Origin of the sequence: Paraburkholderia bannensis NBRC 103871, assembly GCF_000685015.1 — a bacterium.
In the GTDB taxonomy this organism is placed as follows: Bacteria; Pseudomonadota; Gammaproteobacteria; order Burkholderiales; family Burkholderiaceae; genus Paraburkholderia; species Paraburkholderia bannensis.
The window spans coordinates 289,595-310,339 of record NZ_BAYA01000006.1 but is presented as its reverse complement, the minus strand read 5'-3'; the positions used below and the strand labels follow the sequence as shown (position 1 = coordinate 310,339).

General features: G+C 65.5%; 15 protein-coding genes. 9 read left to right on the top strand and 6 right to left on the bottom strand.

Translation table 11 applies throughout. From position 1 onward, the window contains the following. Nucleotides 1-23: 23 nt before the first annotated feature. Nucleotides 24-1,208, bottom strand: coding sequence for an MFS transporter (locus BBA01S_RS12635; RefSeq protein WP_027816765.1), 1,185 nt, complete (start codon nt 1,206-1,208; stop codon nt 24-26). 412 nt (nt 1,209-1,620) lie between these two features. Between BBA01S_RS12635 and BBA01S_RS12630 the strand changes: the two genes are divergently transcribed. Then, on the top strand, nt 1,621-1,881 hold the full coding sequence (locus tag BBA01S_RS12630; RefSeq protein WP_052391739.1) for a hypothetical protein: 261 nt from the start codon (nt 1,621-1,623) through the stop codon (nt 1,879-1,881). A gap of 48 nt (nt 1,882-1,929) precedes the next feature. Here the strand turns inward: BBA01S_RS12630 and BBA01S_RS12625 are convergent, their stop codons facing one another. Beyond that, complete coding sequence (locus BBA01S_RS12625) at nt 1,930-3,717, bottom strand: winged helix-turn-helix domain-containing protein (protein ID WP_027816763.1); 1,788 nt, start codon at nt 3,715-3,717, stop codon at nt 1,930-1,932. Nucleotides 3,718-3,973: 256 nt separating this feature from the next. Further along, entirely contained in the window at nt 3,974-4,816 is an 843-nt protein-coding gene (locus tag BBA01S_RS12620) for a crotonase/enoyl-CoA hydratase family protein (protein ID WP_042296914.1), read from the bottom strand. A 133-nt stretch (nt 4,817-4,949) separates the two neighbouring features. On the opposite strand from BBA01S_RS12620, the gene BBA01S_RS41050 reads away from it, so the two are divergent. Continuing rightward, nucleotides 4,950-5,486: a plasmid fertility inhibition factor family protein gene (locus BBA01S_RS41050; RefSeq protein WP_042296912.1), complete on the top strand. Its 537-nt coding sequence runs from the start codon at nt 4,950-4,952 to the stop codon at nt 5,484-5,486. A 116-nt stretch (nt 5,487-5,602) separates the two neighbouring features. Here the strand turns inward: BBA01S_RS41050 and BBA01S_RS41045 are convergent, their stop codons facing one another. After that, entirely contained in the window at nt 5,603-6,574 is a 972-nt protein-coding gene (locus BBA01S_RS41045) for a LysR family transcriptional regulator (protein ID WP_084162092.1), read from the bottom strand. A 600-nt stretch (nt 6,575-7,174) separates the two neighbouring features. Here BBA01S_RS41045 and aspT (BBA01S_RS12605) point away from each other — a divergent pair. From aspT (BBA01S_RS12605) to BBA01S_RS12595, 3 genes are all read left to right on the top strand, one after another. After that, complete coding sequence (gene aspT, locus BBA01S_RS12605; RefSeq protein ID WP_027816761.1) at nt 7,175-8,857, top strand: aspartate-alanine antiporter; 1,683 nt, start codon at nt 7,175-7,177, stop codon at nt 8,855-8,857. A 75-nt stretch (nt 8,858-8,932) separates the two neighbouring features. Further along, nucleotides 8,933-10,618: an aspartate-alanine antiporter gene (aspT, locus tag BBA01S_RS12600; protein ID WP_027816760.1), complete on the top strand. Its 1,686-nt coding sequence runs from the start codon at nt 8,933-8,935 to the stop codon at nt 10,616-10,618. A gap of 175 nt (nt 10,619-10,793) precedes the next feature. Next, a complete protein-coding gene (locus BBA01S_RS12595; protein ID WP_027816759.1) occupies nt 10,794-12,458 on the top strand; it encodes a bifunctional aspartate transaminase/aspartate 4-decarboxylase in 1,665 nt (554 codons plus the stop codon). A 112-nt stretch (nt 12,459-12,570) separates the two neighbouring features. Here BBA01S_RS12595 and BBA01S_RS12590 read toward each other — a convergent pair whose 3' ends face one another. After that, nucleotides 12,571-13,797, bottom strand: coding sequence for an MFS transporter (locus BBA01S_RS12590; RefSeq protein WP_027816758.1), 1,227 nt, complete (start codon nt 13,795-13,797; stop codon nt 12,571-12,573). A 548-nt stretch (nt 13,798-14,345) separates the two neighbouring features. Here BBA01S_RS12590 and xdhA point away from each other — a divergent pair. From xdhA to BBA01S_RS12570, 4 genes are all read left to right on the top strand, one after another. Further along, on the top strand, nt 14,346-15,881 hold the full coding sequence (xdhA, locus tag BBA01S_RS12585; RefSeq protein ID WP_027816757.1) for a xanthine dehydrogenase small subunit: 1,536 nt from the start codon (nt 14,346-14,348) through the stop codon (nt 15,879-15,881). A 38-nt stretch (nt 15,882-15,919) separates the two neighbouring features. Continuing rightward, nucleotides 15,920-18,274: a xanthine dehydrogenase molybdopterin binding subunit gene (gene xdhB / locus BBA01S_RS12580; RefSeq protein ID WP_027816756.1), complete on the top strand. Its 2,355-nt coding sequence runs from the start codon at nt 15,920-15,922 to the stop codon at nt 18,272-18,274. A 28-nt stretch (nt 18,275-18,302) separates the two neighbouring features. Beyond that, entirely contained in the window at nt 18,303-18,890 is a 588-nt protein-coding gene (gene xdhC, locus BBA01S_RS41040; RefSeq protein WP_042296909.1) for a xanthine dehydrogenase accessory protein XdhC, read from the top strand. Between the two features lie 174 nt (nt 18,891-19,064). After that, a complete protein-coding gene (locus BBA01S_RS12570) occupies nt 19,065-19,460 on the top strand; it encodes a DUF995 domain-containing protein (RefSeq protein WP_027816755.1) in 396 nt (131 codons plus the stop codon). A 64-nt stretch (nt 19,461-19,524) separates the two neighbouring features. Here BBA01S_RS12570 and BBA01S_RS41035 read toward each other — a convergent pair whose 3' ends face one another. Next, a complete protein-coding gene (locus BBA01S_RS41035; protein ID WP_042296907.1) occupies nt 19,525-20,556 on the bottom strand; it encodes a LysR family transcriptional regulator in 1,032 nt (343 codons plus the stop codon). Between the last annotated feature and the right edge of the window lie 189 nt (nt 20,557-20,745).

Below are 20,745 nucleotides of genomic sequence, written 5' to 3'. Positions count from 1 at the left end.
TGTGGAAAAAGCCTTCTTGCGGGTCAGATCGCCGAGGTCGGGCCAGCCGGCGCCGTGCGGCGGCGCGCGCGCCGGTCGAGCTGTGCCGACACGAACGTGAGGCCAAGCGCGGCCAGCGCCATCAGCAGGCCGACCCACGGCAGCGTCGTGAGCGCGGCGCCCGAGCCGATCGCCACGCCGCCGATCCACGCGCCGCCCGCGTTGCCGAGATTGAACGCGCCCTGATTGAGCGTCGAGGCCAGGTTAGGCGCTTCGCTCGCGCGGTTCACGATCAGCATCTGCAGCGGCGGCACGATGGCGAACGCCAGGATGCCCCAGACGAAGATCGTCGCGCTGGCCATGATCGGGTCGTGCATGGTCGCCGAGAACACCGCGAGCACCACGCCGATCATCGCGAGGAACACGAGCAGCGAGCGCATCAGCTTCCAGTCCGCGAGCTTGCCGCCCAGCGTGCTGCCCACCGTCAGGCCGAGGCCGAACAGCAGCAGCACGAAGGTGACTTCGTGCGGCGAGAAGCCGGTGACGTCTTCGAGGATCGGCGTGATGTAGGTGAACACCGAGAACAAACTCGCCGACGCCAGCACGCTGATGCCCAGCACCATCAGCACCTGCGGGTTCTTGAGCACGCTGAATTCGTGCACGAGGCTCGCCTTCTGCATTTCGATGTGCTTCGGCAGGCAGACCTGCAACGCCAGCGCGGCAAGCAGGCCAATGCCGGTCACGGCCCAGAAGGTCGTGCGCCAGCCGGCCAGCTGGCCGAGCGCGGTGCCCAGCGGCACGCCCAGCACGTTGGCGAGCGTGAGGCCCGTGAACATCAGCGCGATCGCCTGGGCGCGCCGGTTGGGCGCGACGAGCCCCGCCGCCACGACCGAGCCGATGCCGAAGAACGCGCCATGGCAGAACGCCGTGACGATGCGCGCGGCCATCAGGATCGAATAGTTGGGCGCGAGCGCGCATAGCAGGTTGCCGACGATGAAGATGCCGATCAGGCGCATGAGCGCCGCCTTGCGCGGCACGTTGGCAATGGCGATGGCGACGATGGGCGCGCCGATCGTCACGCCCAGCGCATAGGCCGACACCAGCATCCCCGCCGCCGGAATCGACACGCTGAGGTCGCGCGCGACATCGGGCAGCAGGCCCATGATGACGAATTCGGTGGTACCGATACCAAACGCGGCGACGGCAAGGGCGAGGAGGGGCAGTGGCATGGCTGTGTGGCTGGCGTGATCAGACTAGATCGGGGGCTGGATCCCGCACGCGCAGGCGTGTTGCAGGCGCGGCACAGGAGTCAACCCGGAATTGTACTGAAATGCGCCTTGGCGCATGCGACACCCTTTTCTTGCGTTCTTCTTACGCAACACCGCCCGTCTGCCGGTTGCCTTGACGATTTCTTCAGGTTACGTCCATGGCGCGCGGCGGGCGCGGGCCGCACCATGCGTCCACGAACCCGCCTGCGTCCGCCGCCGTGGCCGATGCGCTTTTCGGGGAGGCGGCCGCAGACCCGCCCAGGTTTCAACAGCGTCCCCGCACACTTTCACCCAGCTCCCACGACAGGCCCGTTTCGTCCGCACCGCGCATGGCGGCCGCCTCGCATGCGCTTTCTTCTCCTGGAGCGATGACATGAACACGCTGAATACCGTACGCATCGCGGTGGCCTGCTCGGCCGCCTTGTTCGCAGGACTCGCGCTGGCCGATTCGTCGTCCGATCCGTCGCAGGGCGCCCCTTCGGCTTCGCAGGACGTGGGCGGCACGCCCATGACCAACAGCGCCTCGGGCGCGCCGATGGCGCTCACGCACGCGCAGGTCTATCAGGACCTGGTGCGTTCGGAAAAATCGGGTGAACGCGATCGACTGAACAACGACATCTATCACGGCAACTAGGACGAGCCGCAGGCAGAACGTCTATCCAGGGGCCGGTACGCAGCCCGGTTACTGCGTCCGGCCCTCGCCAACCAGCTGTTCGATTCTTCTCATGCGCCCGCCCGGGCGATAGGGCTGAAACCACGGATTCACGCGCAGCTCGCACAGGCGCGAACTGCGCTCGGCGAGCGCTGCATCGAGCCAGTGGAACATCTCGTCGGGCTGGCCAAGGCGCGCGTAGATTTCGGCGATCAGTAGCGGCGAGGTGTACTGGCTGCGCCGCCTGGCCAGCAGATCGTCGCGATACCAGCGCAGCACCGCGTCGTAGCCGCCCGCTTCCCATTGCGCGCGGATCGTCGCTGCGCGCGCGTGCAGATTGCAGCGCACGAGCGCCTCGACCGTCGCATCGACGGCCTGCGCGTGGAGCCGCTTCACCTCGAAGGCCGTCGCAAGCAACTGGTACGCGAGCGGCGAATACTCCATGTGGCCCGGCGCAAGATAGTCGCTCACCACCTCCTCGTGGCGTCCCGCGAGAATCATGCCGAAGGCGCGCGAGCCCTGAAACGCCAGCGGATCGATGTGTTCGGCGCGCGCCATTTCGACTTCGCCCTCGGCGCGCCGGCCCGCCGACATCAGCAGTCGCGCATAGAGCCGGTGCGCCTCCGGATAGCTCGGGTTGCGCCGCAGCGCCTCCTTGAAGCCGGCTTCGGCGCGTGCCCAGTCCCATTCGAAGAAGTAGCGCACGGCCGCGAGCGCGTGGTGCGCCTCTGGCAGATCGGGGTCGAGTTCGAGCGCGTTATGCGCGAGCGCGCGCGCAATCGGCCAGCCGTCGTCGGGCGAGAACATGCCGTGCACGACCGCCGCGCCGTAGTAGTTCGACAGACCGGCGTAGCCCAGCGCGTAGTTCGGATCGTGTTCGAGCGCGGTTTCGAAATAGGCGCGGCTGCGCGCGAAGTCCTCGCCGTCGATGCTGTGATGCGCGCAGAACGACGCATCGAAATGCACGCGCCGATACCAGAAGTAGCGCCCGCGCACATAGGCGTCGTGCGCGGCGGGATCGACCGGCAGGCGCCGCGCGAGCAGCGAGCGCTGCTGCTCCGAGAGCGTCGTCGCAAGATCCTGCGCGAGCGCGGCGGCGGCCTCCTTGAGGATGTCGAGCGCGCCTGGCGAGACCGGCTCGTGCGCGCGGCTCCAGATCTGCACTTCATCGGCGCAGCGGATCAGGCGCGTGAGGATGCGCGCGCGCGGCCCTTCGCGCGAGAGCGAACCTTCGAGCACATAGTCGAGCTTGAGCTCGCGCGCGATCTCGCCAATGCTTTTGGCGGTGTCGCGATAACGCGCTGCGGTGGTGCGCGCAATCAGGCGCAGACGTTCCGCGCCGAGTGCGCCGAGCGTCGCCGAGATTTCATCGGCGAGCGCGCTGCACAGGTGTTCCTGATGCGCGTCGTCGGTGAGGTTTGCAAACGGCAGCACGAGCACGCGCACCGCACGATGCGCGCGCGGCGCGTCGATGGCGTCGGCGGTTGCGAGGCTCGCGAAATCTGCACCGTCGAACCGATAGCCCTTGCCCTTCACGGTCACGAGATGACGCGGCTTGAGCGGATCGTCGGCGAGTGCGATGCGGATCTTGCGGATCGCGGTGTTGATGCCGTTTTCGGTGTCGCGATAGGGGTTGCCGTGCCAGAGGCGTTCGACGATATCGGCGCGCGAGATCAGCTCGCCGTGACGCGACGCGAGCAGGATCAACAGATCCATCGGCAGGCGTTCGAGCCGGACTTGCTCACCGGCGCGGCGGAGCTGGTAGCGCTCGACGTCGAGTTCGAAGTCCGCGAATCGGATGATTCGATCCGTCGGCATGGAAGATCCCCTGATGCGGCATCATGGGTTGCGCGCGCGGCGGCGTCTTGTCCGGGGGAGAACCCTTCGTGGTGCGGATTGCGCAACGCTTGCGCAGGGTGCGAAGGGGCAAGTTGGGGCGGGCGGCGCGGGCGTTGTTGTTGCTTCGGTAGCGCAGTTATTGCATGCGTTCACGCTGCCACGCACGCGCACAGATACGCGAGGTCTGTCTGATTTAATCTAGCGGCTCGCGCCGCCGCGTTCAAGCCAATCCGCATCAATCGTCGAACGATGTGCCGTGACGGCCCGCGCCCGACGCGAAACGCGCGGCCATCGCGAGACCTTCGTCGAGCACCGCGCGATAGCCGCCCGCGCCTTCGCGGCGCAGGGCTTGCGCCAGGTCGGCAAGCTCGCTGTTTTCCAGCGCCGAGCGGCGATCCGCGAGCAGCGCCGCCTGCGGAAAGGCCGCGAGTCGTGCGGCCAGCGCTTCGGCTTCGGCACGCGCGGCGCCGGGCGGCACCACGCGGTTCGCCAGGCCGAACGACAACGCTTCCTGCGCATCCACGGCGCGTCCCGTGAGGATCAGGTCGAGCGCGCGCGACAGGCCGATCAGGCGCGGCAGGCGCACCGTGCCGCCATCGATCAGCGGCACGCCCACGCGGCGACAGAACACGCCCAGTACGGCGTTTTGTTCGATGACCCGCAGATCGCAGAACAACGCGAGTTCCAGGCCTCCTGCCACGGCGTATCCTGAAACGGCCGCAATCACAGGCTTGTTCAGCAGCATGCGGGTCGGGCCGAGCGGGCCGGGGCCGCTGCCGTCGGCGTGGACTTCGTTGCGGCGCGCATCGTCGTTGAGTGCGCCGAGATCGGCGCCCGCGCAGAAGGTGCCGCCTGCGCCGAACAGCACGCCTGCACGCCAGTGCGGATTCGATTCGAAACGTGTAAAGGCGGCGGCGAGCGCATCGGCGACGGCGCGGTCGATTGCATTGCGTTGCGCGGGGCGGTCGAGCACGACGGTTGCAACATGGCCGCGCGATTCGATGCGTACATGTGGGCCGAATGTTTCGATACGCTGGTCGCAGGAGGTGTCGTCACTGGCGGCGTCTTGAGTGTCCATTAGCGGCTTCCCGGATGAACCCACACTGCGTGCATTCACGCGGCATAGGTCACGAAATAGTCACGAATCCCTCGTAGCTTAGGCCGCTTTTCCTCCCTGCGAGAGCCGCATTACCTGCATGCCGAAGACGTCCATGTCCACGCCCCCCGAGATGCCTTCGATTCCATCGCCGTCATTGCAGACGGCAAGCGGCCCGGTCTGGGTCGTGCCATTGCCAGATCATCAAGCCTTCGACCATGTGCGCTTCAAGCGCGTCTTCACGACCGACGGCACGCGCCACGAAGTGGTGCTCGTCGATCTCCACAAGCTGCTGCTTTGCGCGAACCGCGACGATACCGATTACGTGCTCAAGCCCGTCGACGACTGGCACGTGGGCAAGGTGCGCGGCATCCGCGAGTTCCTCGATCCGCGCAACGAGCGCGTGCCCCAAATGCCTTATGTGACGATCACGAAGCGGCGCGCGGGTGGCCTGGCCGGTTGGCTTGGCGTGGCGCACGTGGGCGTGGTGGCGTTTCGCAACGGCCAGCATCGCGCGCGCTACCTGGCGTGGGCCGGGGCGATCTGGCTGCCGGTGGAGGTGCACGAGCGCGAAGCGCCGCTGCTGCGCGAACTGTGCGGCGCGGTGGGCGTGGACAATGCGCAGGACGATGCGTTGTCGCACGCACGCTGAGCGCCGGTCGACTTGCGACTGAGCGTCGACAAGGAAAAGGGCGCTTGCGCGCCCCGATGCGAGAAAAAGGGCGCTCGCGCGCCCTGGTGCGAAAGCGCCGGTGCGACCTTGCCAGGCTAGCTGTGCATGAGCATGGGCGCGTCGGCGGCCCGTGCGGTATGTCGCGCGAGCGGCGCCGGTTTTTCTTCGCAGGCCTGCTGAAAGTGCTCGATGGTGTAATCGACGAAGCGCAGCGTCTTCGCAGGCAGGTACTGGCGGCGCGGATAGACGATGGCCATGCTGGCCTGCGCGTCCTCGATCTCATAGCTGGGCAACAGGCGCACGAGCGTGCCTGCAGCCAGGTCGTCGGCGACCAGCGGTGCGGGCACGACCGCCACGCCCATGCCCGCGAGCGCCGCAAGCCGCACCATCAGCATGTTGTTGACCGCATAGCCGGGCTGCAGCGTGACCTGCTGCGCGCTCTCGCCGGGCCGCGCGAACAGCCAGCTCACGCTGCGCTCCTCGGGCGGCAGCGTCACGGCTGCGTGCTGTTCCAGTTGTTCGGGCGTGAGCGGTTCACCATGTTCGGCAAGCCAGGCCGGCGAAGCGCAGGGCACGAACGCCGTGGTGCCCAGCGCATGTTCGACGAAATCGCCGGCGCGCGTGGCGCACGCCGCGACGATGCCCACATCGAAGCCGTCTTCGAGCAACTCGGTGTGCTTTTCGGCCAGCGTGAGGCGCACGTTCACGCGCGGATACAGCCGGCGAAAGCCGTCGATGAGCGGCGTGAGCGTGGCGAGCGACAGCGCGCCCGCCGCCATCACGCGCAGCGTGCCGCTGGGCTCGCGCTCGGTGTGGGCGAGCGAATCTTCCAGGTGATCGAGTTCTTCAAGCACGCTCTTGCAACCTTCGAGGTAGCGCAGACCTGCTTCGGTCAGCGAAAGATTGCGCGTGGTGCGATTGATGAGGCGCGTATGCAGGTGCGCTTCGAGCATCGCGATCGAGCGGGTGACGAGCGCATTCGAGACATCGAGTTGCTGGGCGGCGCGGCGAAAGCTCTGCGACTCCGCAACCCTGACGAAGACGCGCATGGCGTGTATCTGGTTCATCGATTTCGCCTCGTATGCTGGTGCGTGTGCCGGTTGAATGGGCGTTACACGGACTTTAAGCGGCTAAAGCCGGGGATCCAATGTAACGCGGAATCCCGATGAGCGGACAGCGATCGTGCACGAAAATAATATTGACAGTCGTTGGGAATTACAATATTTATCTCAAACGGTCGGGCTGTTTCCTGCCTGTTAAAAAATCCAGCAACAACTGGCACGGGAATTGTGAGAGTCGATTTGCCGCGTCATGCCACGATTTCCAGATCACACAAAATGCTGCCGGAAATGGATTGAATTTACGCACATGCGGCCGGGAAAAGACTTTTCATTTGGCCGTTGCACACACTCGCGACAGTGTTTTTCGCAGTCTGCTATTTTGTCCCGCTGAATACGGTTGTTTTCAATCCTTTGTCGTCGTGCTTTGTCTTTGTGGGGTGCAGGGCGGCTTCACATTTTTAACATAAACGGCGGATAAGGATTGATTTGGGCTTTTATTGCGCATTGCGCAAATAAACGGCGGGCGCAAGGTTAAAGGCGTGCATGCCGTACGCATGCTCTTTTAAGCGCTTTTGGGAAGAAAATACGTAAATCGGCAGACCAGACATGATCGTCGAATTGCTGAAGTCGCAACCCGAGATTGCCCTGTTCGTGAGCCTTGCGCTCGGTTATCTAATTGGTTCAATTCGCTTCGGCCCGATATCGCTTGGCGGCGTATGCGGCACGCTGATTGTTGCGCTCGTACTCGGCCAGACGGGCGCGCGCATCGCCCCCGATCTCAAGAACGTGGCGTTCGCACTATTCATCTTCGCGCTCGGCTTCACGGGCGGCCCGCAGTTCTTCGCAAACGTTGGGCGCGGCTGGCGTTACGGACTGCTGTCGATTGTCGAGATCGTCTCCGTCATGACGCTCGTGATGATTGCAGTCGTCCTGATGAAACTCGACGCGGGCACCGCCGCCGGGCTGCTGGCGGGCGCGGCCACCGAATCCGCAGTGATCGGCACGGCGTCTGAAGCGATCGCGAAGCTGGGGCTGTCCGACGCCCAGGTCAGCACGATGCAGGCGCATATCGTCACGGCCTATAGCGTGAGCTACCTCTTTGGCCTCATCACCATCGTGCTGTTCACGAGCCAGGTTGCGCCGCTCATCATGCGCGTGAACCTGCGCGAGGAAGCCGCGCGCCTCTTTCGCAAGCTCGGCGGCGACGGCGTGCTCGACGAGGGCCAGCGGCTCGCGCTGCCCGCGCTCGTGGGCCGCACCTTCGAAGTGGGGCCGGCCGCGGGCACCCAGGTCGCCGCCTTCGAGGCGCGCTTCGGCAACAACGTGACGATCGAGCGCGTGCTGCGCGAAAAACGCCAGCTCGTCGCCGATGCGCAGTTCGTGCTGCAAGCGGGCGATGTGGTGATGATCGCGGGACGGCGCGAATCGATTGTCGAAGCATCCGCGCTGCTCGGCGCCGAAGTCTCCGGCGAGGCCTTCACGAAGCTGCTCGCGCAGCGCGTTGACGTGATGCTCACGCGCCGCGAAGCCAATGGCCTCACGCTTGCCCAGCTGCGCGAGCGCGCTTCGCCCGAGGACGCGCGCGGCATCTATGTGGGCGCGATCACGCGGCTCGACACCACGGTGCCCGCGCTGCCCGGCACGGTCGTGCATCGCGGCGACGTGCTCACGCTGGTCGGCGCGCCCTCCGACGTCGCGCGCGGCGCGAAGCGTCTGGGTTACGTGATCCAGCAGACCCAGAAAACCGATTTCGTGTACCTGGGGCTCGGCGTGCTGGTCGGCATGATGATCGGGCGCCTGGGCGTCAATGTAGGGGGCGTAGCGCTCGTGCTCGGCACGGGCGGCGGCTGCCTGCTCTCGGGCCTGTTCTTCGGCTGGTTGCGCTCGCATTTTCCCGTGGTCGGCTCGCTGCCATCGGCGGCGGCGCAGGTGCTCAAGGACTTCGGCCTCGCCACGTTCATCGCGGCCGTGGGGCTGTCGGCCGGCCCGGACGCCATCAAGCTCGTGCGCGAATACGGTCTCGCGCTGCCGCTCGCCGGCATCCTGATGGTGCTGATTCCGGGCCTTCTCTCTCTCTGGATCGGGCGCATGTTTCTCAAGCTCGAAGCGCCGATGCTGCTCGGCGCGATTGCAGGTCAGCAGTGCAGCACGCCGGCGATCAGTGCGCTCGTCGGCGTCACCGGCAATTCGACGCCGGTGATCGGTTACACGATCACTTACGCGCTGTCGAATATCTTGTTGCCGCTCATGGGGCCCGTGGTGGTCGGGCTCGCGACGAAGTTCGGCTGACGCTGGCACACGCCCGCGCGGTCGTTCTCATGCGGCGGCAACAGAGCATCACACACCTACCCATGCGAGGGCACGATGGAATGGCTACATGACATCTTTCACAAATCCCCTGAAATCGCCTTGTTTCTCTCGCTGGCCGTCGGTTACTGGATCGGCCAGATCAACTTCGGGAAGTTTCAGCTAGGCGGCGTGGGCGGGTCGCTGCTCGCCGCGGTCGTGGTCAGCCAGGTGGGCGTGACGATCGATAACGGCGTGAAATCGGTGATGTTCGCCGTCTTCATCTACGCCGTGGGCTACGACTCGGGGCCGGGCTTCTTCAACTCGCTGAACCGCAAGACGCTGCGCGAAATCGCCATGGCCGTGTTCATGGCGCTCGCGGGCCTCTTCACGGTGCTGGTGTGCGCGAAGCTGTTCCACCTCAACAAGGGCCTCGCTGCCGGTCTCGCCGCGGGCGGCATGACGCAGTCGGCCATCATCGGCACGGCGGGCGACGCCATCGCGCGGCTGGGTCTGCCCGCCGATCAGGTCAAGGCGATGCAGGCCGACGTCGCGATCGGCTATGCGGTGACCTATGTGTTCGGTTCGCTCGGCGCGATCATCGTCTGCGTGAACATCCTGCCGAAGTTCATGGGCCGCAGCCTCAAGGACGCCTCGCAGGACGCCGAGCGCGAAATGGCGGGCGGCGGCGGGTCGTCGGGGCCGGGCCAGGTGACGGCGCTGCCGGAACTGTTCGGGCGCGTGTTCCGCGTCGAAGCCGCCGCGGGCAAGACGGTCAAGCAGCTCGAATCGGCGGAGAACGATTTCGTCGCCATCGAGAAGATCCGCCGCGCGGGCAAGATCGTCGATTCGACGCCGGATTTCGTGCTCAGCCGCGACGACCTCGTGCTGGTCGTGGGTCGCCGCGAGCAGATGGTCGAAGTGGGCGCGCTGATCGGGCCCGAGGTGCCGGATTCGGGCGGCATGAGCCTCGTGCTGCAGACGCGCCAGCTCGTCTTCACGAAGAAGGGCATGAACCACACGACGATCGCCGAAGTCCGCAAGAACGTCGATCACGACATGCGCCACGGCGTCTATATCGAGAAGATCGAGCGCGCGGGCCAGCCGGTGCCGGTGCTGCCGCAGACGCAGCTCGAACACGGCGACGTCATCACGATCTACGGCACGGCCACCGACACCAAGCGCGCCGTGCAGGAAGCCGGTTACGAGCTTGCCTGGAGCAACAAGACCGACTTCATCTACATGGGCGTGGGTCTCGTGCTGGGCCTGCTGGTCGGCCTGATCGTCGTGAACGTGGCGGGCATTCCGCTCACGCTGGGCTCGGGCGGCGGCTGCCTGCTGGCGGGCCTGGTGTTCGGCTGGATGCGGGGCAAGCATCCGATGTACGGCGTGATGCCGCCGGCCGCCTCGCAACTGCTCAAGGACTTCGGGCTTGCGGCGTTCGTGGCGGTGGTGGGGCTGAATTCGGGGCTGCAGGCCGTGGTGACGATCAAGCAGAGCGGCATCACGATCTTCCTGCTCGGCGTGGTGGTGACCATCGTGCCGCTGATCCTCACGATGCTGTTTGGCCGCTACGTGCTCAAGTACAACAACGCGGCGATTCTCGCGGGCGCGCTGTCCGGCTCGCGCAGTGCGAACCCGGCTTTCGGCGGCATTCTCGACAAGGCCGAGAGCGCCGTGCCGACCGTGCCGTTCGCCATCACCTACGCGATCGCGAACGTGCTGCTCACGCTGCTTGGGCCGCTCGTGGTCGGGCTGGCATGAGGTGAGTCAAGGCAATGAAGTCGATGCGGGCCGCGCGCGTCGTTTGAACGCGCGACGGCTTGCCTGAATTGAACAAGTCTTGAACAAGACGCGGGTCGAATCGCGTGCCGTCGCGCAATGAGTGCAATGCGCGCAAAAGCGGCGGCACGCTCAATGTCTTCCACTGGAGAGCATCATGGCAAAAGGTAAAGGCAACGGTAACGGTTCGAAGGAAAAGTCGGGCATCGACGCACTGAGCCCGTTCGAGCTCAAGGACGAACTCATCAAGGCCGCGGGCGGCGGCGCCACCGAGCGCCCGGCCAATCTCGCCATGCTCAACGCCGGGCGCGGCAACCCCAACTTCCTCGCGACGATTCCGCGCCACGGCTTCTGGCAACTGGGCCTGTTCGCGATGCGCGAATCGGAACGCTCGTTCTCCTACATGCCCGAAGGCGTGGGCGGCTTCCCGCAGCGCGACGGCATCGTCGAGCGCTTCGACCAGTTCCTGCGCGAGAACAAGGGCCAGCCCGGCATCGACTTCATCGGCGGCGCGGTGTCGTATGTGCGCGACCAGCTCGGGCTGTCGGCGGGCGACTTCCTCTACGAAATGTGCGAAGGCATCCTGGCCTGCAACTACCCGGTACCTGACCGCATGCTCAAGCTGTCGGAAATCATCGTCGGGCAGTACCTGCGCCGCGAGATGATCGGCAAGCATCCGTTTGTCGGCGAGTTCGACGTGTTCGCGGTCGAAGGCGGCACCGCGGCCATGACGTACATCTTCAACACGATGCGCGAGAACTTCCTGATCAAGGCGGGCGACACCATCGCGCTGGGCATGCCGATCTTCACGCCCTACATCGAGATCCCCGAACTCAACGACTACCAGCTCAACGTCGTGCACCTGGATGCGACGGTCGAGAACAACTGGCAGTACTCGAAGAAGGAACTCGACAAGCTGCGCGACCCGAAGGTGAAGGCGTTCTTCCTCGTGAATCCGAGCAACCCGCCGTCGGTGAAGATCGACGACGAAAGCCTCGAATACATCGCGGAGATCATCAAGGAACGCCCCGACCTGATCCTGCTGACCGACGACGTGTACGGCACTTTCGCCGACAACTTCGTCTCGCTCTTTGCGCTCGCGCCGAAGAACACGATTCTCGTGTACTCCTACTCGAAGTACTTCGGTGCGACGGGCTGGCGCCTGGGCGCGATCGCGACGCATCGCGACAACGTGCTGGACGCCACGCTCGCGAAGCTGCCCAAGGAAGAGAAGAAGATCCTGCACAAGCGCTACGAGTCGATCACGACCGAGCCTGACCAGCTCAAGTTCATCGACCGTCTGGTGGCCGACAGCCGCACCGTCGCGCTCAACCACACGGCCGGTCTGTCGACGCCGCAGCAGGTGCAGATGGTGCTGTTCTCGCTGTTCTCGCTGATGGACACGCCGGACGCCTACAAGAACGCACTCAAGCGCCTGATCCGCAGCCGCAAGCGCGCGCTCTTCGAAGAGATGGGCATTGCCATCGACGAGGCCGATCCGAACCAGGTCGATTACTACACGATCATCGACATGGAGTTCCTGGGCGAGAAGCGCTTTGGCCGCGAGTTCGTCGACTGGCTGCTCAAGCAGGTGCAGCCGAACGAGCTGCTGTTCCGTCTGGCGGCGGAGGCGCGCGTCGTGCTGCTGCCGGGCAAGGGCTTCGGCACGGCGCATCCGTCGGGCCGCGTGTCGCTCGCGAACCTGAACGAATCGGATTACCGCAAGATCGGCCGCGCGATGCGCAAGCTCAGCGAGGAGTACGTGCACCGCTACAACGAGGAAACGGGCAAGAAGCTCGACCCGAGCGCCGTGAAGAAGTAAGGCAGGGCGATAGACGTGTGGCGGCGCTTTCGCGCGTCGCCAGGCGCAAAAAAACCGCATCGGGCTGGCTGCCCGGTGCGGTTTTTTTATGGTGCGGGAATGGCGCTGAGCGTTATTGCGCGTCCGATGTGACCGGCTGGGCGAGCGCCGCTTCGCGCACGCTCTTGCGATGCAGCGAGACGGACAGCGCCACGGCTGCCGCGGCGGCGATGGCGGCGAACAGGAACACCGAGCCGTAGCCGAACACGTTCGCCACATAACCGGCCAGCGGCCCGGTGATGCCAAGCGACAGGTCGAGGAACACCGAGTACGCCGACAGCGCCGCCCCACGGCTTGCGGCGGGCACGAGGCCGACCGCTTCGACGCCCAGCGCCGGGAACACCAGCGCGAAGCCGAAGCCCGTGAGCGCCGCACCGAGCAGCGCAACGTGCGGCGTGGGCGACAGCCACAGCAGCAGCAGGCCGACACACTCGCACGAGAACGAGGCAATTGCCACGCGGAAGCCGCCAAAGGTCTTGATCGTGTTGGCGAACAGCAGACGCGCGCCAATGAACATCAGGCCGAACACCGTCAGCGAAAACGCCGCGTTGGGCCAGTGGCGCGCCGCGTAGAACAGCGTGATGAAGGTGGCGATCGAGCCAAAGCCCGCCGAGCCGAGCGCGAGTCCCAGGCCATGCGGCAGCACGCGCTTGACCACGCTGCGATACGACATGCGCTCGCCGTGCACGAGCGGCACCGGCGCGATCGGGCGTGCGAGCCAGAAGCCCAGCGCCGCGAGCGCGATCACCGACACGCCCAGCATCCAGTAGCCCAGGTAATGCGCCATTTCCACGCCGACCGGCGCGCCCAGCGCCAGCGCGCCATAGGTGGCGATGCCGTTCCACGAAATCACCTTGGCGTTGTGCGCGGTGCCCACGCGGCCAATGCCCCAGAGGATCGCGCCGGTGCCGCACAGGCTTTCGCCGCAGCCGAGCAGCAGGCGGCTCGCGATCAGCAGCGTGAGCGAGAGGCCGGGCCAGTGATCGACGAGCGTGGCGAGCAGCAGCATGACGCCGCTTGCGCCGCAGATCGTCAGGCCGATGCTGACGGTCTTCTTCGGCCCGAGCGTGTCCGCCGAACGTCCGGCCAGCGCCCGCGAGCAGAGCGTCGCGATGTATTGCACGCTGATCGCCGCGCCCGCGACGACGGTGCTGAAACCGAGGTCGTTGTGCACGTAGCCCGGCAGCACGGCCAGCGGAATGCCGATGGTCAGGTAGCAGATGAAGGTGAAAAAGACGACCGGAATGATCTGCATGGTCGTCGACAACCCGGAGCGCGGGAGCGCTGAATCAGCGGACATGGGGAAAACGCGGATAGATAACGGCGGGAAAGGTCAGATTGTCCCATGGAACCGGTTCTTATGCAGACGTTGAAAAGGCTGGGCGTTGGGCGTATCCCACGGTTTTTTCGCGCACTGCCGACGCATATTGCGCGCAGCCGGCACATAACCGGCGTGTCAACAGAGGGACATCCGCGTGAGCGGAAATAGCCGGAGTTGGGCGCGGGTTGGTCGGAATTGAAGCGCAGCGGGCATGAACTACGCTTAAAGAAAGACGGGCTGCCGCTTTATGGTGCACGATCAGGGCGCATTCGATGGCGTATTCGCAAGAAAATCAATGATATGAGCGCAAATCGGCCATTGCGCTATAAGCGCCGCACCACGACGAAGCGCCGATTTATCGCCGCGACGATATATCCCCCATGTACTTGCTGCTATGGGATCTCAATATTGGCGGTGATAGTTTTCGAACCGTCCACTGAAAGAATGCGCGGCGCGCGCTTTGGGCACCTCGGGACGCTCCGCAATCCGCCTCCCGCGCGCCGCAGAAACACGACGAGACAGACATCATGAGTGAGCCGATCCGCTTCTATCACCGCAACGCGATTCGCGAAGTCAGCGACGCGGGCGTCACCCGCAGCGTTCTCCAGTATCTGCGCGAAGATGCGCGCTGCACCGGCACCAAGGAGGGCTGTGCCGAAGGCGACTGCGGCGCGTGCACGGTCGTGGTCGGCGAGCGCAATGCCGAAGGCGGCGTGAGCTTCAAGGCCGTCAACGCCTGCATCCAGTTCCTGCCGACGCTCGACGGCAAAGCGCTGTTCACCGTCGAAGACCTGCGCCAGCCCGACGGCTCGCTGCATCCCGTGCAGCAGGCGATGGTCGATTGCCACGGCTCGCAGTGCGGTTTCTGCACGCCGGGTTTCGTGATGTCGATGTGGGCGCTCTATGAAAAGCATGGTCACGAGCACGCTGGCGCGCCCGGCGGCTGCGCAGGCAAGAGCGCCTGCAGCACGCCGTCGCGCGACGACATCGCCAACGCGCTCACCGGCAACCTGTGCCGCTGCACCGGCTATCGCCCGATCCTGGATTCCGCCGAGCAGATGTTCAAGCTCGAAGGGCCGAAGGCGCCCATCGACGTGAAGGCGCTGAGCAACACGCTCGCGACGATCGAGCGCAAGGACACCTTCCATTACGAGCACAAGGGCCAGCAATACGACGCGCCGCGCACCGTGGATGCGCTCGCCGCGATCAAGGAAGCGCGCCCGGACACGCGCATTCTCGCGGGCAGCACCGATATCGGCCTGTGGGTCACCAAGCAGATGCGCGAGCTGGGCAACGTCGTCTACGTCGGCCAGATCGACGCGATGCGCGAGATCGCCGTGAGCGACGCGTTCATCGAAATCGGCGCGGCCGTGAGCGTCGAGCGCGCGTATGCGGAACTGGCGAAGCACTATCCCGAGCTGGAAGAAATGTGGCTGCGTTTCGCCTCGCTGCCGATCCGCAACGCGGGCACCATCGGCGGCAACGTGGCGAACGGCTCGCCGATCGGCGACTCGATGCCGGGCCTGATCGCGCTGGGCGCACGCGTGGTGCTGCGCGGCGGCGACGTCGAACGCGAGATGCCGCTCGAAGACCTCTATCTGGCGTACCAGAAGAAAGACATGGCCGAGCACGAATTCGTGCTCGCGCTGAAAGTGCCGACGCGCACCGGCGCGCGTGCGAACCTGAAGTTCCGCACCTACAAGGTGTCCAAGCGTTTCGACTCGGATATTTCGGCCGTGTGCGCCGCGTTCGCCTTCATCGCCGATGGCGACACGGTTCGCGAGCCGCGCATCGCCTTCGGCGGCATGGCTGCCACGCCGAAGCGCGCGACCCACACCGAAGCCGTGCTTGCCGACGCGCAATGGCACGAAGCCACGGCGCAGGCCGCGATGATCGCGATGGGCAACGACTACGCGCCGCTTTCGGACATGCGCGCGACCAGCGACTATCGACTCGAAGCCGCGAAGAACACGCTTTACCGTTTCTGGCTGGAGACCCGTCCGCACAATCCGCTCGCCCCGCAGGCGATCAATGTGCGCGCCGTGGCGGCGGAAACCGCTTAAGTCATCAGGAAACGGAAAAAGTTACGGAGAACGAAACCATGAACCAGCAAGCCGAACCGTTCCTGGAAGAAGCCAAGGCGCGTGAACCTTTCGCACAGGTGCACGTCTCGCGCCCGCATGAATCCGCGCATCTGCACGTGAGCGGACGCGCCACCTACACCGACGATATCCCGACCGTCGCGGGCACGCTGCACGCCGCGCTCGGGCTGTCGCAAAAGCCGCACGCGCGCATCGTGTCGATGAATCTCGCGAAAGTGCGCGCGACGCCGGGCGTGGTCGCCGTGTTGACCGCCGAAGATATCCCCGGCGTGAACGACTGCGGCCCGATCATCCACGACGATCCCGTGCTGGCCGACGGCATCGTGCAGTTCGTGGGCCAGCCCATGTTCATCGTCGTGGCGACGTCGCACGATATCGCGCGCCTCGCCGCGCGCCGCGCCGAAGTGCAGTACGAAGAACTCCCGCCGATCCTCACGGCGCAGCAGGCGCGCGCCGCGAACCAGTCGGTGCTGCCGCCGATGAAGCTCGCGCGCGGCGAAGCCTCCACGCGCGCCGCCCGCGCCGCGCATCGCCATGAAGGCGAGATGCTGCTGGGCGGCCAGGAGCAGTTCTATCTGGAAGGGCAGATCGCCTACGCCGTGCCGAAGGACGACGACGGCATGCACGTGTGGTGCTCGACGCAGCACCCGAGCGAAATGCAGCATCTGGTCGCGCACGTGCTGGGCGTGGCCTCGCACAACGTGCTGGTGGAATGCCGGCGCATGGGCGGCGGCTTCGGCGGCAAGGAATCGCAGTCGGGCATTTTCGCGTGCTGCGCGGCGCTGGCCGCGTGGAAGCTGCTGTGCCCCGTGAAGCTGCGTCCCGACCGCGACGACGACATGATGATCACGGGCAAGCGTCACGACTTCCACTACACGTATGAAGTGGGCTACGACGATCAAGGCACGATCGAAGGCGTGAGCGTCGACATGACGTCGCGTTGCGGCTTCTCGGCCGACCTGTCCGGCCCGGTGATGACGCGCGCGGTCTGCCACTTCGACAACGCCTACTGGCTGCCCGACGTGTCGATCTCGGGCTTCTGCGGCAAGACCAACACGCAGTCGAACACGGCGTTCCGTGGCTTCGGCGGCCCGCAAGGCGCGTTCGCGATCGAATACATCATGGACGATGTGTCGCGCTCGCTCGGCCTCGATCCGCTCGACGTGCGCAAGCGCAATCTCTACGGCAAGACCGAGAACAACGAGACGCCCTACGGCCAGACCATCGAAGACAACGTGATTCACGAGTTGATGGACGAACTCGTGGAGACGAGCGGCTATCGCGCGCGCCGCGCAGCGATCCGCGAATTCAACGCGAACAACGAGGTGCTCAAGAAGGGCATTGCGATCACGCCGTGCAAGTTCGGCATCGCATTCAACGTCACGCACTTCAACCAGGCCGGCGCGCTGGTGCATATCTATACCGATGGCTCCGTGCTCGTGAACCACGGCGGCACCGAGATGGGCCAGGGCCTCAACACCAAGGTCGCGCAGGTCGTGGCGCATGAACTCGGCATCGAGTTTGGCCGCGTGCGCGTGACGGCGACGGACACCAGCAAGGTGGCCAACACGTCGGCGACGGCGGCATCGACGGGCAGCGACCTGAACGGCAAGGCCGCCCAGGACGCCGCGCGCCAGTTGCGCGAACGCCTGGCATCGCTCGCGGCCACGACCTGGGGCAAGGGCAAGGTCAACGCAGCGGACGTGCGTTTTGCGAATGACTGCGCAATCGTCGGCGACGAAGTCGTGCCGTTCGGCACGCTGGTGCAGAAGGCCTATCTCGCGCGCGTGCAGTTGTGGTCGGACGGCTTCTATGCCACGCCCAAGCTTTACTGGGATCAAGCGACGCTGCGCGGACGGCCGTTCTTCTACTACTCGTATGGCGCGGCGGTCTCCGAAGTCGTGATCGACACGCTGACCGGCGAAATGCGCGTGCTGCGCGCCGACGCGCTGCATGACGTGGGCGCATCGCTGAACCCGGCGCTCGACGTGGGGCAGGTGGAAGGCGGCTTCATTCAGGGCATGGGCTGGCTCACCACGGAAGAACTCTGGTGGAAGCCGGACGGCAAGCTGATGACGCACGCGCCGTCCACCTACAAGATTCCGACCGTGAACGACACGCCGCCGGAATTCAGCGTGAAGCTGTTCAAGAACCGCAACGCCGAGGACAGCATCCATCGCTCGAAGGCCGTGGGCGAGCCGCCGCTCCTGCTGCCGTTCTCGGTGTTCTTCGCGATCCGCGACGCCGTGGCGAGCGTGGCCGATTACCGCTTCAACCCGCCGATGAACGCACCCGCGACCGCCGAGGAAATCCTCAAGGGCGTGCGCGCGGTACGGACGATGGCGCGCGGTTAAGGCGACGAGAGCGAGAGAGGAGCGCGATATGCGTAGTCATCCGAATCATTGCGTGAATGTCGACAGCCACGGCCGGGTCGTGATCGGCCGGCGCAGCACGCCGGTGCCGCAGTACGGGCCGATGCATGTCGTGCTGTTCGGCGCGGGGCACGTGGGGCATGCGCTCGTGACGCTGCTCGGCATGCTGCCGTGCGTCGTGCAGTGGGTCGACGAGCGCGACGAGCTCTTCCCCGACGAGGTGCCCGCGAACGTGCAGGTCGAGGCGACCGACACGCCCGCGGCCATCGTCGACGAAGCGCCGCCCGGCGCGTACTTCATCGTGATGACGCATAACCACGCGCTTGATTTCGAGCTCTCGGAGCGCATCATGCGGCGGCGCGATTTTGCGTGGTTTGGCCTGATCGGTTCGCAGACCAAGCGCGTGAAGTTCGAGCGCCGCCTGATCGAGCGCGGTGTGGCCGCCGAACGCATGGGCGAGATCACCTGCCCGATCGGCGTGAAGGGGATCGTGGACAAGGCGCCGTCTTCGATTGCCGTGGCCGTGGCCGCGCAGTTGATGCAGATGCGCCTGGCGCTGCCGAACGAAGTGCATCGCGAGACGTTCGCGCAGGCGTAATCGATTCGAAAGAGGACAAAAGAGCAGGCTGGCAAAACGATGCGTACGCCAATGTAGCAAGCGCATCAATTTGCTTTTGGACTTCGCAACAGCTTCAATGAACTGGGCGGCCATGCGTTTTGCGTGGCCGCCCAGTTTGTTTTGTGCTGCTGCATGACGTAGAAGAGGTTCAATATGACAGTCACGCTCGCAAGCCTTGCGTTCGCCATCGCGGCGCTCGCTTCCTCCACGGCCTTCGCCGACGGCACCACGCCGCTCACGCACGACGAACTCCAGCAGCTCATGCCAGGCGCACAGGTGCAGATTACTTACGCGGATGGCTCGACCACGCTCTGGAAAGACGCCGATGACGGCAGCGTCGAAGCGGTCTGGACGTCGGGCTTCACGTCATCGAAGCATTATTCGTCGCCCGGCACCGGCACCTGGAAAATCTCCGACGACGGCAAGTATTGCAGCCATGTTCAATGGCGCAGGAACGTGTCCGACTGGTGCAGCCCGGTCGTCAAGGGCGACGACGGCGAACTCGCGCTCGCGAACCATCCCGACTGGAAAATGAAAGTGTCGAAATGAACGCGAAAGCGTTCGCGTGAAGATTGGTTTGCAATCCGAACGATAGGCGCGGTTGCGAACGACGTCAGGCTTCTTCCTGCGTCGATGCCGAAGCCGAAACGGCCTGCACAACCGGCTTGCTGCGCGTGCCCGAAGCCCCGCGCTTGCTTGCGCCGCTCGCACGCTTGCCGCCGCGCACGGTCAACGACGCCGACACGCCTTCGATCAGGTCGCGCAGCCAGTGCACGTCGCTGGGCCTGTCCGGCTGCGGGTGCCACATCTGATAGCAGCGGATGCGCGGAAACGCGAACGGCGGCTCCGCCACGGCAATCGGCAGCAGGCCCGCGTAGTGCGTGGCGAAACGGCGCGTCGTGGTGAAGATCAGATCCGATTGCAGCAGCACCTGCGGCACGAGCCCGAAGTAGGGCAGCGTCGCCACGATGCGCCGGTGCGCGCGGGCCTTCGCGAAGCCGATATCGATGGGGCTGGCGTTGGCGCCCGTATAAGGCGTGGGCGCGAGATGCCCGGCCGCCAGATAGGCCTCGCGCGTGAGCGGGCCGCGCGCGAGCGGGTGATCGGCGCGCATCATGCACACGATGCGATCCGTGAACAGGTCGCTGCGCGAGAAGCGCGCATCGGGCTTCGGCCAGTTGCCGATCACGATGTCGAGCTCGCCGGCCTCCAGCGCGCCGTAGTGGTCGAGCGTGGGCGACAGCGACAGGATCTCCAGCCGTGCTGCGGGCGCCGCTTCGCGGAACCAAGCGATCAGCGTCGGCATGAAGAAGTCGTTGAGATAGTCGGGCGCGGCCACACGGAAGGTGCGCCTGGAGCGCTCCGGGTCGAAGTCGCCGTGCGGCGTGGCGACGAAATCCACGTCGCGCAGCACGCGCTGGGCGTGCGCGAGCAGCGACTCGCCGTATTCGGTCGGCACCATGCCGGCCTTGCCGCGCACGAGAATCGGGTCGCCGAGGATCTCGCGCAGCCGCCGCAGCGCCGTGCTGATGGCCGGCTGGGTCTGGTTCAGCCGCAGCGCGGCCTGCGTGACGCTGCGCTCGACCAGCAGCGTGCGCAGCACGCGCACGAGCCAGATGTCGAGGGAAAGGGCAGTGTCGTCCATGTAATGCAAAGGTGTGGGGATTCGGCGTGCAGTGCGGCGCGAAGCGGGCGTGAAAAGCCGCGTGGGGAGCGGCTGCCGTGCCGTGCGCGCACGGCTTCAGGCATAACCTTATGCCGCCGCGCGCCGCGCCGCCATAGGGCGCGCCCTATGGCGGCCATCAGGCGCGCCGCCGCGAGCTCGCCCGATGCG

Coding starts and splice junctions, on each gene's coding strand:
- BBA01S_RS12635 (WP_027816765.1), bottom strand. CDS start 1,208: ATGCCACTGCCCCTCCTCGCCCTTGCCGTCGCCGCGTTTGGTATCGGT.
- BBA01S_RS12630 (WP_052391739.1), top strand. CDS start 1,621: ATGAACACGCTGAATACCGTACGCATCGCGGTGGCCTGCTCGGCCGCC.
- BBA01S_RS12625 (WP_027816763.1), bottom strand. CDS start 3,717: ATGCCGACGGATCGAATCATCCGATTCGCGGACTTCGAACTCGACGTC.
- BBA01S_RS12620 (WP_042296914.1), bottom strand. CDS start 4,816: ATGGACACTCAAGACGCCGCCAGTGACGACACCTCCTGCGACCAGCGT.
- BBA01S_RS41050 (WP_042296912.1), top strand. CDS start 4,950: ATGTCCACGCCCCCCGAGATGCCTTCGATTCCATCGCCGTCATTGCAG.
- BBA01S_RS41045 (WP_084162092.1), bottom strand. CDS start 6,574: ATGAACCAGATACACGCCATGCGCGTCTTCGTCAGGGTTGCGGAGTCG.
- aspT (WP_027816761.1), top strand. CDS start 7,175: ATGATCGTCGAATTGCTGAAGTCGCAACCCGAGATTGCCCTGTTCGTG.
- aspT (WP_027816760.1), top strand. CDS start 8,933: ATGGAATGGCTACATGACATCTTTCACAAATCCCCTGAAATCGCCTTG.
- BBA01S_RS12595 (WP_027816759.1), top strand. CDS start 10,794: ATGGCAAAAGGTAAAGGCAACGGTAACGGTTCGAAGGAAAAGTCGGGC.
- BBA01S_RS12590 (WP_027816758.1), bottom strand. CDS start 13,797: ATGTCCGCTGATTCAGCGCTCCCGCGCTCCGGGTTGTCGACGACCATG.
- xdhA (WP_027816757.1), top strand. CDS start 14,346: ATGAGTGAGCCGATCCGCTTCTATCACCGCAACGCGATTCGCGAAGTC.
- xdhB (WP_027816756.1), top strand. CDS start 15,920: ATGAACCAGCAAGCCGAACCGTTCCTGGAAGAAGCCAAGGCGCGTGAA.
- xdhC (WP_042296909.1), top strand. CDS start 18,303: ATGCGTAGTCATCCGAATCATTGCGTGAATGTCGACAGCCACGGCCGG.
- BBA01S_RS12570 (WP_027816755.1), top strand. CDS start 19,065: ATGACAGTCACGCTCGCAAGCCTTGCGTTCGCCATCGCGGCGCTCGCT.
- BBA01S_RS41035 (WP_042296907.1), bottom strand. CDS start 20,556: ATGGACGACACTGCCCTTTCCCTCGACATCTGGCTCGTGCGCGTGCTG.